Annotated in this window: 13 protein-coding genes, 2 tRNA genes and 1 pseudogene; 10 read left to right on the forward strand and 6 right to left on the reverse strand. The window is 64.6% G+C overall.

The genetic code is table 11. The features are described from left to right. The 3 genes and pseudogenes from G6031_RS03705 to G6031_RS03715 form a co-directional block, all read left to right on the forward strand. Positions 1-616, forward strand: a pseudogene (locus G6031_RS03705) (DNA primase); the annotation flags it as partial. Positions 617-778: 162 nt separating this feature from the next. After that, complete coding sequence (locus tag G6031_RS03710) at positions 779-1,858, forward strand: Ig-like domain-containing protein (RefSeq protein WP_182652477.1); 1,080 nt, start codon at positions 779-781, stop codon at positions 1,856-1,858. Between the two features lie 100 nt (positions 1,859-1,958). After that, positions 1,959-2,031: transfer RNA gene (locus G6031_RS03715), tRNA-Asn, on the forward strand. A gap of 52 nt (positions 2,032-2,083) precedes the next feature. Here G6031_RS03715 and G6031_RS03720 read toward each other — a convergent pair. Next, positions 2,084-2,506 carry a nuclear transport factor 2 family protein gene (locus G6031_RS03720; protein WP_182652478.1) on the reverse strand — a complete coding sequence of 141 codons (423 nt, stop codon included), beginning with the start codon at positions 2,504-2,506 and terminating at the stop codon, positions 2,084-2,086. Between the two features lie 58 nt (positions 2,507-2,564). Between G6031_RS03720 and G6031_RS03725 the strand changes: the two genes are divergently transcribed. Continuing rightward, on the forward strand, positions 2,565-3,950 hold the full coding sequence (locus tag G6031_RS03725; protein ID WP_182652479.1) for a carboxylesterase family protein: 1,386 nt from the start codon (positions 2,565-2,567) through the stop codon (positions 3,948-3,950). A gap of 55 nt (positions 3,951-4,005) precedes the next feature. After that, positions 4,006-4,079: transfer RNA gene (locus G6031_RS03730), tRNA-Ile, on the forward strand. Positions 4,080-4,661: 582 nt separating this feature from the next. Here the strand turns inward: G6031_RS03730 and G6031_RS19165 are convergent. The 4 genes from G6031_RS19165 to G6031_RS03755 form a co-directional block, all read right to left on the reverse strand. Next, a complete protein-coding gene (locus G6031_RS19165; RefSeq protein ID WP_182652481.1) occupies positions 4,662-5,069 on the reverse strand; it encodes a MazG-like family protein in 408 nt (135 codons plus the stop codon). Between the two features lie 434 nt (positions 5,070-5,503). Further along, entirely contained in the window at positions 5,504-6,970 is a 1,467-nt protein-coding gene (locus G6031_RS03745; RefSeq protein ID WP_206682130.1) for a radical SAM protein, read from the reverse strand. Further along, positions 6,870-7,769, reverse strand: coding sequence for a hypothetical protein (locus tag G6031_RS03750; protein WP_182652482.1), 900 nt, complete (start codon positions 7,767-7,769; stop codon positions 6,870-6,872). The genes G6031_RS03745 and G6031_RS03750 overlap by 101 nt, the downstream gene beginning before the upstream one ends. Before the next feature lie 1,028 nt (positions 7,770-8,797). Next, complete coding sequence (locus G6031_RS03755; protein WP_182652483.1) at positions 8,798-9,610, reverse strand: oxidoreductase; 813 nt, start codon at positions 9,608-9,610, stop codon at positions 8,798-8,800. An 847-nt stretch (positions 9,611-10,457) separates the two neighbouring features. On the opposite strand from G6031_RS03755, the gene G6031_RS03760 reads away from it, so the two are divergent. Continuing rightward, complete coding sequence (locus G6031_RS03760) at positions 10,458-10,781, forward strand: hypothetical protein (RefSeq protein WP_182652484.1); 324 nt, start codon at positions 10,458-10,460, stop codon at positions 10,779-10,781. Between the two features lie 267 nt (positions 10,782-11,048). Here the strand turns inward: G6031_RS03760 and G6031_RS03765 are convergent, their stop codons facing one another. Then, the gene (locus G6031_RS03765; RefSeq protein WP_241730530.1) at positions 11,049-12,158 is read right to left on the reverse strand and encodes an alpha/beta hydrolase; all 1,110 of its coding nucleotides are present in this window, start codon (positions 12,156-12,158) and stop codon (positions 11,049-11,051) included. A gap of 59 nt (positions 12,159-12,217) precedes the next feature. Between G6031_RS03765 and G6031_RS03770 the strand changes: the two genes are divergently transcribed. The 4 genes from G6031_RS03770 to G6031_RS03785 all read left to right on the forward strand — a co-directional run bounded on the left by G6031_RS03770 (position 12,218) and on the right by G6031_RS03785 (position 16,429). Then, a complete protein-coding gene (locus tag G6031_RS03770; RefSeq protein ID WP_182652485.1) occupies positions 12,218-13,180 on the forward strand; it encodes an ABC transporter ATP-binding protein in 963 nt (320 codons plus the stop codon). Next, the gene (locus G6031_RS03775; RefSeq protein WP_182652486.1) at positions 13,177-14,757 is read left to right on the forward strand and encodes a hypothetical protein; all 1,581 of its coding nucleotides are present in this window, start codon (positions 13,177-13,179) and stop codon (positions 14,755-14,757) included. The genes G6031_RS03770 and G6031_RS03775 overlap by 4 nt, the downstream gene beginning before the upstream one ends. Before the next feature lie 82 nt (positions 14,758-14,839). Next, the gene (locus G6031_RS03780) at positions 14,840-15,715 is read left to right on the forward strand and encodes a serine hydrolase domain-containing protein (protein WP_179524985.1); all 876 of its coding nucleotides are present in this window, start codon (positions 14,840-14,842) and stop codon (positions 15,713-15,715) included. A gap of 204 nt (positions 15,716-15,919) precedes the next feature. Then, positions 15,920-16,429: a DUF3145 domain-containing protein gene (locus G6031_RS03785; protein ID WP_182652487.1), complete on the forward strand. Its 510-nt coding sequence runs from the start codon at positions 15,920-15,922 to the stop codon at positions 16,427-16,429. The last annotated feature ends 75 nt before the right edge of the window (positions 16,430-16,504 follow it).

Here is a 16,504-nt window from a genome sequence, read left to right on the forward strand (position 1 = left end):
CGGAGGTGGACCCCGCCCGCTGCGGGATCGTGCCGAACGGGGCGGGGGGAGATACGACGACGACGAGGCGGGCACCCGCGCGGACCAGCAGCCTCCCGCGGCGCCGACGGGCGTCCCCCTGCCCTCGGCGTCGGACCCGGTGCTCTGGCCGCAGCGCGAGGCGCTCAAGGCGGCACTGCAGTACCCGGGCCTGGCGGGACCGCTCTTCGACTCGCTCCCGGGCGAGTGCTACACCCATCCCGCCTACGCCCTGATCGCGGACGCGCTGTCCGCGGCCGGGGGGTGCGCCTCCGGCAAGAGCGGCGCGAACTGGGTGTCCGAGGTCTCCAGGGGCCTCGAGGACGACGGTCTGCAGCGGCTGGTGGGCCTCATGGCGGTCGAGACGCTCCGCGTGGCCGAGGACGCGCTGCCCCGCTACGTCTCCGGCGTGCTCGCCCGCCTACAGGAGGTGTGGGTGTCCGGCCAGATCGCCGACCTCAAGTCCAAGGTCCAGCGGATGAGTCCGGCGGCCGACCCGGAGGGGTACTCGGCGCTGTTCGGCGACCTCGTGGCGTTGGAGGAATACCGGCGCGGACTGCTCGAGCAGGCCGTGGGCGCCACGCCCGACATCACCTGACCCGGAGGCAGGATGTCGGGTGCGGGTCCGCACGGCCGCCTGCTCCCACGGGAGCATTGTGACAAGAAGCTTATAAATCCGGTACAGTCGCGCCTGACCCGTCGTCGATCTGTAATACCGGTCCAGGCGCGCGGGAACCCGACAACCCCGGATAGGTACACCATGCCCACGTCATCAGGTCGACTCCTCCTCCCCGCCGCGCTCGTCGCGTGCGGTATCTGCCTCGGAGCGTCCCCGGCGGCCTCCGCCGAGGGGTGGGACCAGGGGCCGGTCCGGTTCAGCGCATCCGGCAACGATCAGTGTCAGGTCGAGTTCACGATCATCAACCAGACGAACGGGTACTACGTCGTCGACTTCGCGGTGGACGGCGAGGACCCGACGTCGCTCGTGGGCGTGCCGGGGGTGTGGAGCCAGGCCGGGGTGTCCGTCCGGTCCAGGTTCTCCTTCAACAGCGTCGCGTACGACATCACGCGGGTGGTGGGACGTCTGGGGGTGCAGAACTCGGCCCCGGCGCCCCCCGTCTTCGCCCCGGGGGCGGCGCCCTACGTCACCGACCGGGACCCGATCACCACCACCAGGACCGTGGATCTGCTCGATCAACCACGTCTGCCGAACCGGTCCTCGGACACCCACACCGTGACCTACCAGGTCGTGGTCGGCCCCCAGTCCGTGGACAAGGGTTTCGATCCGGCCACGGGTCAGTTCGCCCTGCTCGAGACCGAGGTGTCCGGGTGCCAGACCGAGACCGTCTCGACGCTCTCCGTGCCGCCGAGCGCGGTCTCGGGAACGATGGTCGATCTCACCGTGCAGGTCGCCCCCTCGGCGGCCGCGGGCACGGTCCAGTTCTTCGCCGACGACGAACCGATCGGCGACCCGGTGGACGTCGTCGGCGGGTCCGCGACCCTGCCTCATGTCTTCTCCGAGATCGGCGACCACCTCATCACCGCCACGTTCACTCCGGCACCTGTCGCAGACGACTCCACGGACACCCCGTACGCATCGTCGACGGCGGGACCGGCGAGCATCACCGTCCAGGCTGAGCAGCCGGGCACCGGATCGCTGAGCCCGGGTTCGCTCACAGTCCTGTGCGGTGAGGACGCGAACGGGTCTTTTCACCCAGGGTCCCTGAGCTCGACGGGATCGGCGTCGACCGGGTCGCTCGGATCGATCTGTGATGCTCCGGGGAGTGCGGGATCGGCGGTCGAGATGGGTTCCCTGCCCGGGCCGGTTTCGTCGAGTTAGCCAGCCGACAGTCTCCTGAACTGGCGATTTGGTCCGATGGCCGCCCTCGCACTAAGGTGAGTTCTCGGTGTCCGACGTGCTCGTCGGTCGCCGGCAGCAATCCCCCATAGCTCAATTGGCAGAGCATTCGACTGTTAATCGAAGGGTTTCTGGTTCGAGTCCAGATGGGGGAGCAGTAGATCAGGCCAGAGGGAATACCCCTCTGGCCTGATCCGCATTTCGGGGTCAGCCGGGCTGGAGGGTTCGGAAGTCGCCGCGGTCGAAGTCGATGCGAAACCGCCTGGAGACGATCCGCCAGCCCGCCGGCGTCCTGGTCCACAGGTCGGAGTACTCGCCGAAGCACTCGTAGCTCAGGCCGGCCTGGTCTCCCGTCCCGAGGTGGAGCACCCGCGCGTACGTCAGACTCCTCGCCCGGTCCTCGGCGCCATCGAATGCGAGGTGCACCCTGTGGTTGCCCAGCAGGTGCTGGGAGGGGCCACAACCGCCGAGGTGGTCCCGCACCGTCCGGACGATCTGCTCACGACCGGCCGCCCCGTATCCGGTCGCGGACGCGGTGAACAGCTCTCCCAGCCCGTCCCAGTCGCGGGTGTCCAGAGCGGTGGCGATGTCTGCCAGCCGTTCGATGATCTGGTCCCTGTCACTAGTCATCCCCCTTTCGTAGCAGGGATCGCCGGGCGATCTCAGCCATCGTCGTTAACCTGGCGCCATGACCGACCCCGAAGTCACCCTCTCGACCGGTCGCGTCCGTGGCACCGAGCTCGGTGACGTCGTCCGCTTCTACGGCATCCCGTACGCCGAGGACCCGGTCGGCGAGCTGCGCTTCGCCTCCCCGGTCCGTAGAGCGCCGTGGGACGGGGTCCGTGATGCGACGAGGCCCGCCGCCACCGCCCAGAGGCTGAGGTTCGACCCGGACCCGGCGATCCCCGAGCCGATCGTCGCGGGCACCGACATCCTGCACGTGGACGTGTGGGCGCCGGCGACGGGTTCCGGGCACCCGGTGATGGTGTGGATCCACGGGGGCGGCTGGGAATCGGGGTCGTCCCATCAGCCGTGGTTCGACGGTTCGACCTTCGCCCGCCGGGGGATCATCGTGGTCTCGGTGGGCTACCGCCTGGGTGTCGAGGGCTTCACGCCGTTCCCCGACGCCCCGGACAACCGCGGGATGCTCGACTGGATCGCCGCCCTCGAGTGGGTCCGGGACGAGATCGCCGCGTTCGGCGGAGATCCCGACAGGGTGACGGTCACCGGGCAGTCGGCCGGCGGGGGAGCGGTGCTGTGTCTGCTGGGTTCACCGCCGGCGGCAGGGCTGTTCCACGGTGCGATCGCGGCGTCACCGGCGGTGCTGCGGGCCCCGGCGACCCGCCCGCCCAAGGGGATCACCTCAGAGGGACTGGCGGCCGGGGGGCGCGGCGCGGTCGACGAGTTCCATCGGCGCCTCCGGCGCGAGAACCAGTTCACGCTCCCGTTCCGTCCGGTGGTCGGTGGCGAGACGGTCCCGGCCCCTCCCCTCGAGGCGGTCGCCGCAGGCCCTTCAACGAGCGTCCCGCTGCTCATCGGTTCCACCGCGACGGAGTTCGAGGCCGTCTCGGACAAGCTCCCGGGTCCGGCGCTGGTGCCGGGGGCCGCGTTCATGGCGGTGTCCCAACAACTCCCGAGGCAGGGGCTCAGGGCGCTGGCCCGGCAGTCGAACGGCCGGTCTCTGCGACGGAGCGTGGGCGCGGTGATCGACGCGGCCGCGATCCACTCCACGGTGGCCCGCGCCGCCGAGACCAGGGTGGCCGCCGGCGACCCGACGTGGGTGTACGACTTCTGCTGGACCGGGGGAAATGGGCCCAGGCACTGCGCTGACCTTCCGTTCTTCTGGGCCGTCCCGGACGGGGAGAACGTGGAACGCTATCTCGGTGCCCCGCCGCCGGCGGGTCTGGTCGAGGGGATGCACGACTCGTGGGTCGACTTCGTGACCACCGGCGATCCGGGTCATCCCGCCTATGAGTCGCCCGAGCGGCTGGTCATGGCCTGGGACGACCCGCCCTCGCAGGTCGCCGACGGACTCTCGGCAGTCCGCGCCGTCTGGTGGCCGGAGGACCGGTGAGGGGTCTTGCTACGATTGCGCGGCACGTGCCGGTGGATGCTCCCGGCGCGTGCGGGGGGCTATAGCTCAGTTGGTTAGAGCCGCGGACTCATAATCCGCTGGTCGCGGGTTCGAGCCCCGCTGGCCCCACCGTGACGGTCTTACTCGAACCCGGCACCAAAGAACACCGGCGAGGGAGGCCTTAACTACTTTCGAGAACGTCGACTTAGCCGCAGCAATTTCAACGGAACCCTCGACGGGGTTCGTTTTAAGTTCCGGTTGAGTTTTGAGAAATTTCTGCTCAGCCGTTTAGAAGTTGTCGAAGGGCTGGTTGCGAGCATCACGCTTGACCCCCTCAACATCGAAGTAGAAGCGCCGATAGAAGGTTTCGTTGAGGAGTCGGCGAACTTGCTCGTGGACCATTTCGTACAGCCGCTACGGCTCTGCAACGAGCCGAATGGCACTCGTCAGCACATTGGCCCGCCGGCGCCAGTTGTAGATTGTCCGGTCACTGAGATCAAAGTCGTGCGCGACAGCAGCTACGCTGCGCCCCGCCGCTAGAAGTCGAGAATCTTGCGTCTGAACTCGGCCGACTAGCCCTGTCGTCCAAGCTGTTCCTCCCGGTGTTCGCCACCAGAATCCACAATTTCCGACTCCGTTGAACCCTGGGCACACGAAGAACTCCACCAAACCCAGGGCGGATCAGGGCGGCTCTACCGAGACAATCCGAAATCAGTCATCCATACGACTATCGACGGCATTCATTTTGTTCCGAATGGCTGCATCCAGATCAATACCCATTGCCTGAGACAAAATCGCAGTGCTCAGAATAACGTCGGCCAGTTCGTCTCGTAACGATTCCTCATTGAACCGGCGGTGCTTGGAGGACCGCTGCAATTGAAGCCGCCCCAGGATCTCGGCATGCAGCTCGCCGAGCTCTTCGGTCAGCTTGACCGCTTGCGCGAGCACGAACATGTCCGAGGATCGGTGTAGCCCGCTGGTGAGTGATAATGCACGAACGGTCCGCTCCGCCCATGCGGCGAGTTCCGGCATTGCAAGGGTCCGACGCCGGCGCAAATCAGTCGTTGCCCCTGATGGCTGGAGTTCAAGCAGTTTTAATTGGTCATCGGCGACTGCCACCTGGTGGTCTCCTTCCATGTACGACGGTTCTGTGACCGTACTCGATCGCGCCTGTGAGTCGCTCTGTGTATGAACCAGCGAAACCTGTGGACAGGTCGTTCGTCGCTGGTGACAACCTGTGGATGTTGTGGACGTTCCCCCAGTGCATGGAGCTATACACAAGTTTCATCTGCAAGATCTTCATGTCTGCTAATTACAGTCATGTAGTTCTGAGGTTCGAGTTCTGATCGGCCGCCGCAGGCTAAAAACCGTGCGGTCTGTACGCCTGGGGTCCGTCCTGAGGGTCGTTCGAAGAAAAGATCTCGAAAATTCTGGCTAATAAATCGGGGATGGAGCAAACTGCGGGTTTGACCAACGCTGAGAGCCTCATCCGCTGCCGCAATATCCGCTGTTGCTGAGTTTACTGTAAGCGGACAGTCCGAAGTTGGTTCAAGCTAAAACTTCCACTTCGTCAACCGCGCATATTGCTCTTTCGCCACCTTATCAACCGCCGATCTGACCTCATGCCTAGGTGCGTCGGCGAGATCGGTCGGGATCGCGAAGTTGAATTCGTCACGAGCGTTCATATGACTACGGGAACCATCCCCTGTGAAGTCCACAGGCCTGTAGTCCAGCAGATCGTTGACGGTGAATCTGCCCGTGCCTACCAACCTGTGCCAATCAGGCGTTCCGGGGTAAGGGCGATACTCAAAAGCAGAGGCGCGAAAAGATCCCGTCTCTCCATCAGCGACCGACCAGAGTCTTTCTATGAGTTCCACCGTTGCCTCAATCTCTAGCGACGTCTCGCCTGGGAACCCAAAGATGAAGTATCCTTTAACATCGATGCCGATCCGAACTAACCTCTCAACCACGCGGGTAACCATGGTCGGATCAATTCTTTTATCAATTAAATCCAGAATCCGTGGACTTCCTGACTCGATACCGACTGCAAACTCGGACAGACCGGCTTCTTTGAGGGCCGAAATTTGGTTGTCATTCAATCTATCCAACACGTTGATGCGTCCGGTCGCGTCCCACACCGCCCATTCGCCCACGCGTTCCGCTAGAAAAGCCTCGGTCATATTCAGAATCACACGCTTAGAGCCGAGGAAAAGATCGTCTACGAAACGGAACGCGTTGACGCCGTAGCCGGACCGCAACTGGTCCATCTCAGCAAGTATATTTTCTGGATGTCTTACACGAATGGTGACATCCGGATTCGCGGATACGGCAGCGCCGCAAAATGAACAGTCATAGGGGCATCCGCGAGCACCGACCATACTTGCGCGGACCCGGCCGTCAACGGGAGAAGGATCGTCTATCAGGAACTTACGATTTACGAACGGAAGGGCGTTGACGTCTGGTGCGAGGTACGCCGGGTTTGCATGTTCAGGTCTGCCGGCCGCGATGACGTCAAGCTCTCGATTCAACCAGTAGACAAGGGGGAGGTTCTGACGCGCGGCCGCGTCTCCTAGCAGCTCCGTTACCCGAATCTCCGCTTCCCCCACGATCAACGCCACACAGTTGTGCATTCGTGGGTCACGGAGTATTCGTTCGGGTAGAGCCCGCGCTTGATGACCGCCGAGAATTACCTTGATGCTCGCTTTAAGTCCGGCAGCAATGGTCGCCGACATCTCGTAGGTTGGGGCGAGGAGGTTGAACCCGACCCATCTGGGATCAGAATTGTTGACAAATGCAACGACATCAGCCACCGTCATTCCGGTCGCCTCGGCGTCGAGCACTCCGACGTTGAACCCTTGAGCCTCCGCATACGTAGCTATGTAGCCGAGACCAAGCACTGGCAATGTGAAGTTGTTAACCCTAGGCCGTTCCGCGTAGTCTCGGAGAGGTGCATTGATCAACAAGAGATCGATTGGCGTATCCCGCTGCAAGCCAAGATTTTTCATCGCTTCTGACACCATGACGCACTCCATATGCAATGGCCGAGACCGTCCACCGGGCGAGATCGCCCTTCGCCATAGTCTGCCACAACGCCGCAAACTCCGTATCGTTCTGCGGCCAGTCCACTGAAGGATCCATATGGGCCGCCCATGTTCTGATTGCTAAATCGCCATGCGGATAGCCGGAAAAGTCGTTTGTCTGATCCGCCACGGCAGCACGCGCTGTCCACGAGCCAACTCGACGGATTCTTTGTAAGTCTTCAATCGCGTCGTAGGTGGCGCATTCGAAGTCCTCCTCGGCAGTTACGAAAAAATCTGCCGCTGCGCGCAATGCAGCGATTTTGAACCCGAGACCTGCCGCCACTAGTTCTTCGTCAGGAATCAGCTGGAGTTGGTGCTGAGTCGGAAACAGATATGCGACATCATGCGTTCCGGAAACTCTCTCCCCGAATCGTTCGCAGACAGTCCGATACAGGCTCTTAGCGTGGCCGGCGCGAATTACCTGACGAATAATTGCCGTTGCCACCGCATCCCATGCGTCCGTGTTTGCCCAGCGGGCGACTCGTCCCAGCGTACGAATTTCCTCTTCGAGCTTGGAGGTTCCAGCCACTTTTTCGCAATCTATTATGCGTACAGTATCTGAAAAACTCAGACAAGCAGGTCCATTGATTGTGACATCACCCTCAATCGACGCGTGCGCACAGATCATTCGGCCAACACCATAACTGTCGCGTACGGCCCGTATCCAATCGGTCTTTCCGGTACGTATCCACGCTGGGTGGTCGGTTATGAGGATGTCGAAGGGTTCTGATCGCAGCATGGCTCTATAATAACTCATGTGGTTCCGTTAGCGCACGAGCGAACCGGATTTCGCATCAAAATCCAACTGCCCGCACCAATCGGGCTCGGGTCTAAAACGAAGCAAGCCGTACAAACAGACTACTGTCGCTTAGGGAGGGTCGAGTTTGCCTTCTTCGCTCACGAAGCTCATGTGCAGCCGATGAGCACGCGTGGAAGCAGTCGCAGGTCGATCGAAGAATGGTGGAACGCCCCAAAAACTATGTCAGATATGCTTCCGTTTCAGGTTTTCCTCCGAAATGGACATTATCCAAGACGATCTTCTTGGTCTTTTCGTTAAGGTCTCGGATTAACCCCGGAGGGGCAATATTTGTAGCGCTTTTGAGTAAGTTTGACGGTATGAAGTCACGGTTCTTAACATGACTGCCACTATCGAGGTAGACTGATTTCGCGAAGGCTTCGGCGGGTTGGAAAGTGATCTGGCCCGCTTTGTATTCCGTGAAGCATCAAACTGCCTTTAAAGCTGGCACTCGACTTCATGTCAAACTTGATGTGGCCAACAGTCGACGGAGCACCCAGACCACGCGGCTAAGTCCAAGTACTGCGGTAAGCGTCGTAACGCCGAGTGCTGCCTGTATCCACCAGTGTCCCTCGGGTGTTGTTGAGTCGCCCAGGACACCAACGATCGCGACGCCGAACAGGGCCAGAAGGCTGGGGAGTGCGCCAATGACAGCATTACCTACTCGGGTCTTATCATCGTTAGGTAATAGTCTGTCGATCGTCGACATAGGCGCTCTCAGCAGATTGATTAGAACAGAAACGCTAGTCAGGGTGAAGCCAGCAAGCGTTGCCGAAGTTGTGGCAACAGCTTGGTACACCGCCTGGCGCTGAGGTGCAGCGACATCTTCGAGCGCGAGTGGGACCCACTTACAGTGTCCGGCGAGTAGCCATAAGCCGACTACTAGCAATGCTATGACGAGGTCCGACCAACGACTCCTAACCCAAAGAAGCTGCGAATTTCGGATTGGACCGACTTTTGAAAGCGGACCATCACCTCCGCTGGCCACGATCTCCGGGCTCCGATAACTGGGGGCGGAGCCCGCTCGCTTTAGTGCCGACCGGCGGAACTACTTGGGCGAGGTACTCAGCGCTACGTCGTAGTGATTCAACTAAGAGGCTCCAAGCGTACTCCGCTGATCTCTCCGGGTCGTTCAAGATATCGGCTTCGACCTCCACTTGCTCGACGAAGCGGTCCGACATCAGGTCGACCGTCCTTGACAACCCGCGCACTGTTCCTTTGACCCGAGCGGAATCTACCTCCGATAGGGCACCGGAACCGCGAAGTTGATTGGTGAGTGTGCGGATTCTTGATCGAATTCGCGCTTTAAACTGACGGTCTCCGCGTCGTCCGACAGCGACACCGACACGTACGATGCCCCTATCCTCTGCAAGCCGTTTACTCGCTTCAAGTGTCTCCACCCAATCGCCGCCGACGAGCTCTCGGTTGATTCGCGTTGCAGGGATCGCCAGCTCAATGGAGCTGAGCACCATGTCGCTCAAGATCCGATCGAGGTCGTGGGTAAGTACCGGGTCGAGACCGACTGTTACACCCAAGCGAGCAGAGAGGTAGTCGCAAAGGCGTTTGGCCCGTGGTCCGTTACCACTAACTAACATGGCAACGACGTTGTCATCGCCGAACAAGCAGTACGTCGGTTCGAGAAGTCCTTCGCCGGCACTCAGTCCCATAGCCTTCCTAGCGCCCGCGGAATCGCCAACGCTCGGGAGGTTTTCTCGTCGGACCTTGTCTAGGATGATCATCGGCTTGGATCTCGCCCTCTTTTCTGCATGCGCGATCAGAACCATCCCGTCACGACAAACGTGATGGCGATCGGTTCCTGCCCGTTGAGCTTGACGTAGGGCGCGGACAACATCGGAAGCTGGGAAGATACCTTCTAGCGGACTGCCATCGACCGCGACGACTCGCCAGAACTGGACATTTCGTTGCACGGTCATCGACCCTCTCTCGTCTAAGCTAGTCGCCGTGTACGACAACCTTGTATACAGACATCGCGGAGGAGACCGTAGAGTCTGAAGGTCGAGAATATCGGTGGCGGCACACTGGTGTCGGTGACTTCGGCGGTTGTTGGGGAGATCGACCTCGTCAGGACGCCGCCCGCGGTTGCCTGGGAGCAGTTGGGGGACCACCGAGTTAGCGGCGCATGCGTGCTAGTACGCCTACACGTCCCCGACGATCCGCGGATACTCGAACGCGCGCATGTGCAGGGTGGACGGCCTGCCAGTTGGCCCCAGGCCCGCCACCTCAAACACCGATGGGCGGTTTAAGTCCTACCCTCGATCGCGACCCGCACCCACCAGCGGTGATCGGCTCTGAAGGGGCCGTGCAGGGTAGAGCCCATGGAAGCAATTGGTTTTCTACCATAGTTGAGCCGTTGTCCCCAGGTGATTTGGCGCGGGGAGTGGCGACCGAGATTTTGCTGCCGGGCTCTTCGGGGCGAGCTTCTAGCTTTCCGGAGTCATCAACGCCACGGCTGAAGTGGTCTTCGGATGGCGAATCGTCGTGCCGTTCATTTTCTATTGCCTGGTGTTGGTTCACCCCATTGGTCACGCGATGCTGGGTGAATCCCGGGCTACTCTGACGCGTGCGTGGTGGACCCCGTTGGTATTCGGGTAACTGTGCGCTCTTGCCGGAGTGCAGCTCTGGCTATTCTACTGGGCGCCCCTGCACGGCCACGCCCTCGGTGCGTCGCTCGGATTCTTGCTCCTGCCGCTGGCTCTGGTGATCAGCAGGGTCATCTTCAGAGCCGGGGTATCGGCATGGCAGTGGGTAGCGGTGTTGATCGCCTCCGTCGCGGTCGACGTCAAGAGCGGGTTGGCGCTGCACGTGTCCTGGGTGGCGTTCGTGATCTGGACGGGGTACCTCACTCACTTCATCTTGTGCAGACGCGTCGGCATGGACACCCCGTGGCTTTCGGTCTCGAGGTCGCGGCGCTCACCCCGCTATCCGGGTGGCTGATCTGGTCGAGTTGCGAGCATCCGTTTTCGGCTGCCGGACGACTCGCGGTCGCCACAGTCGGAATTGCCGGGGCAGCTGCGATGGTGGCGTACCTGGCGGCGTCGCAGCTACTCTCGCTTCCCCTGTTTGGGCTACTTGGCTACGTGGAACCGGTCTTCGCGGTCGCTGCGGCGTTCGTTCCCGGGGACCGGATGCAGAGCGCCGACGTCGTCATTTACGGACTGCTCGCCCTCGCCCTACTCGCTGCAGAAGGCTACCGCGCGGCGTTCAGTACGCCAACCCCATCCGCAGCGCTCCGACCGCCTCCGAGAGGGCGGCGCGCGCGAGCGGGGTGGCGCCGACGGCGTTGACGAACGGGTGGACCATCGTGGAATGCCGGCGGAGCGAGACCTTGACGCCGGCGTCGGCCATCTTCCGCGCGTACGCCTCGCCCTCATCGCGCAGCGGGTCGAACCCGCCGGTGGCGACGTGCGCCGGGGGCAGGCCGGAGAAGTCCTCGGCCAACAGCGGGGAGGCCCGCGGGTCGAGGCGGTCGTCGTCGGAACGCAGGTAGGTGTTCTCGTAGAAGTCCATGTTCTTCCCCGTGAGGAAGAAGCCCTCGCCGAACAGCTCGAACGAACGGGTCCGCGTCGACATGTTGGTCGCGGGGACGAACAGCAGTTGGAAGTCGGGGGTCTTCTCGCCGGCGTCCCGGGTCTGTTGACACACGACCGCCGCCAGGTTCCCGCCCGCGCTGTCGCCGCCCACCGCGATGCGCGTCGGGTCGACCCCGAGGGACCCGGCGTTGTCCCGCACGTACCGGAACGAGGCCAGGGCGTCCTCGGCCGCCGTGGGAAAGAGGAACTCGGGGGCCAGACGGTAGTCCACGCTGAGAACCTTGAGGCCGCCCATCCGCGCGATGTACCGGCAGGTCGCATCGTGGGAGTCGATGCTCCCGAGCACCCACCCGCCGCCGTGGAAGAACACGAGCATCGGCAGCGCTTCGTCGCCGTGGACGGGGGAGTACAGGCGGGCGGGCAGGTCGGCCCGGGCGGTCTCGTCGCCGGGCTGATCCGTTCCGGCGAGCGGGAGGACGAGGTCCTTGACGACGGCGAGGTCGATCCGGTTCCCCGAGACGGTGTACGCCGACCGCTCCACCGTCTGGCGTGCCTGTTCCACCGGCATGTCCTCGTACTCGCCCTCGGACAACAGGGACATCACCCGGACCCCGGCCTGGAAATGCGGGTCCAGCACCTGGCCGTCGATCCTCCGGGGGGCGCCACCTGCCAGCTGGATGACCGGACCGGGTAGAGAACCAGAGGCGGTCATGGCCGCCTTGGTGAGGCGGTCGGCGATCGAGGGGCGGAAAGTCCTGTGTCCGGACATCGGTGAGCGCATTGCCACATTGTGCCGAGGATGGAGAGGATGATCGGGGAGAATCGACGAAGGGACTGGTCATGCGTTCAGATTCGGACCCGGTGGTGCGCGTCGAGGGCCTGGTCAAGACGTTCGGCGCCACCCGTGCGCTCGACGGTCTGGACCTCGACGTCCGCCGCGGCGAGGTACACGGCTTCCTGGGGCCCAACGGTTCCGGGAAATCCACCACCATCAGGATCCTGCTGGGTCTGATGCGGTCCGATTCGGGACGGGTGACCCTGTTCGGCCGCGATCCGTGGCGCGATGCGGTCGACCTCCACTCCAGGCTGGCGTACGTCCCGGGGGAGGTGACGCTGTGGCCCCGCCTGACCGGCGGCCAGTGCATCGACGTACTGGGACGAGCGCTGGGGGGACTGGACCCGGCACGCCGCGACCAGCTGATCGAACGCTTCCACCTGGACCCCACCAAGCGCACCCGTGACTACTCCAAGGGGAACCGGCAGAAGGTCTCACTCGTGGCGGCCCTGGCGTCCGGCGCCGAACTGCTCGTGTTGGACGAGCCCACCTCCGGTCTGGATCCGCTGATGGAGCAGGTGTTCCAGGGCTGCGTCCGGGAGGCCGTCGACGGTGGTTCCACCGTGCTGCTCTCCAGCCACATCATGGGTGAGGTCGAGGCGCTGGCCGATCGGGTGAGCATCATCCGCGACGGCCGCACGATCAGCTCGGGCACCCTGGGCGACCTGCGCCGCCACACCACCACGGAGGTCCACGCCGTCACCGACACCGATCCCCGCGCACTGGAGACCGTGGGCGGGGTCGACGGACTGCGGTTGGAGCGCCCCGGGGACGGGCGGTTCGACGTCCGCTGCCACGTGCCGGCAGAGCGGCTCGCCGAGGTCACGGGGATCCTGCACGCGGCCGGCATACACACCCTCACCGCCACCCCACCCAGCCTGGACGACCTCTTCCTCTCCGCCTACTCGGGCGCGGGGGCCGCAGGGGGACCCGCAGAGGCGGGCACGACCCCCGGCGGGTCGCGGTGAACTCCGCATTCGCCGGCACAGGCCTGCTGGCCCGGATCGACCTGCGGACGGGGTGGCGCTCCGCCGCCGCGTGGGTCCTGGGGCTGGTCGCGCTGTATCTGCTCACCGCCGTCTCGATAGCGGCCCTGTACGACACGCCGGAGAAGCTCGCCACCTACTCCGCCTCCCTCGGCGAGGCGATGGTGATGCTCAACGGACGTATAGCGGGGCTCGACACCCTGGGTGGGGTCATGATGAACGAGTACGCGTTCATCGCCTCCTTCGCGATCCCGATCATGGCGATCGCCCTGACCGCTCGGTCCACCCGCCGGGAGGAGGAGACCGGCAGGACAGAACTCCTCCTGTCCGCCCGGACGGGTCGGCTCGCCCCGGTCACGGCGGCCCTCGTCGTCGTCGCCGGCGTGTTCCTCCTCCTCGGCGCCGGAATCTGGGCGTCGACGCTCGCCATCCCGGTCGACCGGACCGGGGCCGCGCTCTACGCGGCGTCGATCGTCGCCACCGGATGGGTGTACGCCGCTGCCACTGCCGTGCTCGCGCAGGTGGTGGCCCACAACCGCACCGTGTGGGCGACGGGCATGACCTTGGCCGGACTCACCCTCGTCCTGCGGGGGATCGGGGACACCAACGAGAACTGGGTGAGCTGGACCTCCCCCCTGGGGTGGCACGGGTTGGTCCGGCCGTTCGGGGACCCCTCCGTACTCCCGTTGGTCGTGGCCGTGGTGACGGCCGGAATTCTGTCCGCCGCCGCCCTGTGGCTCTCCGGTCGCCGCGACGTCGGCGCCGGGTTGGTGCCGGCCCGGACGGGCTCGGCCACTGCGTCGAGGTGGCGGGCGTCCGAGCTCGGCGTGGCGGTACACCAGCACCTCGGTGCGTTCATCGGATGGACGGTCGGGGTCGTGGCGCTCATGACCATGTACGGCGCCCTGATGAACGTCGTGGTCGAGGCGATCATGTCCAACCCCGCCCTCGCGGCCTTCCTGGTCGAGTCCCCGGCCCTCGTCGACTCCCTCGTGCAGATGCTCGTCGTGTTCGTCGGGATCCTCGGCGCGGGGTTCGCCCTCCAGACCCTCGGTGGACTGCGGGGGGAGGAGACCACGGGACGGTTGGAGCTCGAACTCGCGGCCGGCCGCTCGAGGTGGTCACTGTTGGCCCTGCACACCGCTGTGGTCGCCGCGGGCGCCGTCCTGGTCGTGGTGGCGGGTTCCGCGGCCTTCGCGCTGGCCACCTCCGTCGCCCTCGACGACCCGGACTCACTGGGGCGCATCGTCGCGGCCGGGTCCTGGCAGGTGCCGGCCGCGCTCGTGTTCGTCGGGGTGTCGGTGGCCCTGTTCGGGTGGGTACCCCGCATGCAGGCCCTGGCCTGGGCGCTGTTCGCCGTCTCCGCGGTCGTCACGTTCATGGGCCCCACCCTCAGACTCACCGAGTCCCAGATGCGCCTGTCACCGTTCGGTGCGGTGGGGCGGGCCCCCGTCGGGCCGGTCGACACGATCGGGGTGGCGGTACTGCTGCTTGTGGCGGTCGCCCTGGTGGGCGCGGGGCTGGTCGGGTTCCGTCGGCGCGACGTGCCGCGGACGTGACCGCCGAGCTGACACACTGACCACACAGCTGTAGACGATCCGGCCGACGACGGCCCGATCTGACATCACCCGGGAGGATCACATGTCGGACGAGTTCGATCGAGACCGGCTGGACGCAGCCCTGGCGGCCGTCGAGGACTGGCCGGTGGACAACGTCTCGGCAGCGGTCGTCGGTCCGGAGGGGCTGCTGGCCGTGCGTGGCGACGAGGACCGCGTCTACCGTCTCGCCTCGGTGACCAAACCGATAGTGGCCGTGGCCGCGCTCCTCGCTGTCGAGGAGGAGGCGATCTCCCTCGACGAGGCCGCCGGGCCCGAGGGCTCGACCGTCCGCCACCTGTTGGCCCACGCATCCGGTCTGGACTTCAGTGATCGCGGGAAGGTGCGCGCCGGGCCGGGGGAGCGACGCATCTACTCCTCGGCCGGCTTCGAGGTGCTCGCGGACCACATCGCCGACGCCACGGGGATCGCCTTCCCCGACTACCTCACCGAGGCCGTGTGTCAGCCGCTCGGGATGGGATCGACGGTGCTCGAGGGCTCGGCCGGACACGGTGCCTCGGCCAGCCTCGCCGACCTGGTCGCCTTCGCGACCGAACTCGTGGCACCGCGGCTCCTGGCGCCCGAGACACTGGAGGAGGCGGTGAACGAGCAGTTCCGCGGCCTCGACGGCGTCGTGCCCGGTTACGGAATGCACAAACCGTGTCCGTGGGGTCTGGGGTTCGAACTCCGGGAGGCCAAGTATCCCCACTGGACCGGCCAGCACAATTCTCCCGGGACCTTCGGGCACTTCGGACAGTCGGGCACGTTGCTGTGGGTGCAGCCCGAGATCGAGACGGCCCTGGTCGTGCTCACCGACCGCGACTTCGGGGACTGGGCCAAACCGCTGTGGCCGGAGCTGTCGGACAGGGTGGTGGACGCCGCAACCCGTCGCAGCCGCCCGGAGGACTCCCTCGGGGGCTGACGCACCCTCCTCGCCGACACGCCGCCGGGGACTCACACCGGCGGGATTACGGTGCTGTAACTTTGCTGAGAATGCAGAAGTGTCGCTGGTGCAATTCGTTCACTTGAGGCACAGTTGTGTACTACAACCACATACGAATCATCGTTCACACGATATCGCGAGGTCGTTGGGGAAGACGTCCCTCAGTGAGTCGGGAGTGAAGCGATGTCTGATCTGAACCATTTCGCGGATACGACGACCGGCGTGGTGTTCATCCATGCCGCGCCTACCGCGTTGTGCCCTCACGTCGAGTGGGCTCTCGCGAGCACCCTCGACGCGTCCTCCGCCATGCGTTGGGAGGACCAGCCGGTCCAGCCGGGCGCCCGCAAGGCGATCGTCGACTGGATCGGTCCGGTCGGCACCGGTGCTCGCCTGGCCGATTCGCTGGCCAAGTGGTCGATGCTGGCCTTCGAGGTCACCGAGGACCCGAGCGACCTCGTCGACGGCGAACGCTTCTCGCACACCCCGGAACTCGGGATGTGGCGAGGCCAGACGGGCGCGAGCGGGGACGTGGTGATCGGGGAGAACAGGCTCCGGCACCTCATGGCCGCAGGCCCCGCCGCGTTCCACGCCTCGGTGGACGCCGAACTCGGCACCGCATGGGACCGCGCGCTGGAGCCGCTCCGCGGGCATCCCGCCGCTGCCGAGGTCACCTGGCTCTCCCGCGTCGGCTGACGAGCGCCGACAGGCCGGTTCCGGTCGGCGATCCCCGACTCACGACGACTCGCCGACGAACGCCCGCACCCTCTC

It is taken from the genome of Dietzia sp. CQ4 (assembly GCF_014145125.1).
GTDB lineage: Bacteria > Actinomycetota > Actinomycetes > Mycobacteriales > Mycobacteriaceae > Dietzia > Dietzia natronolimnaea.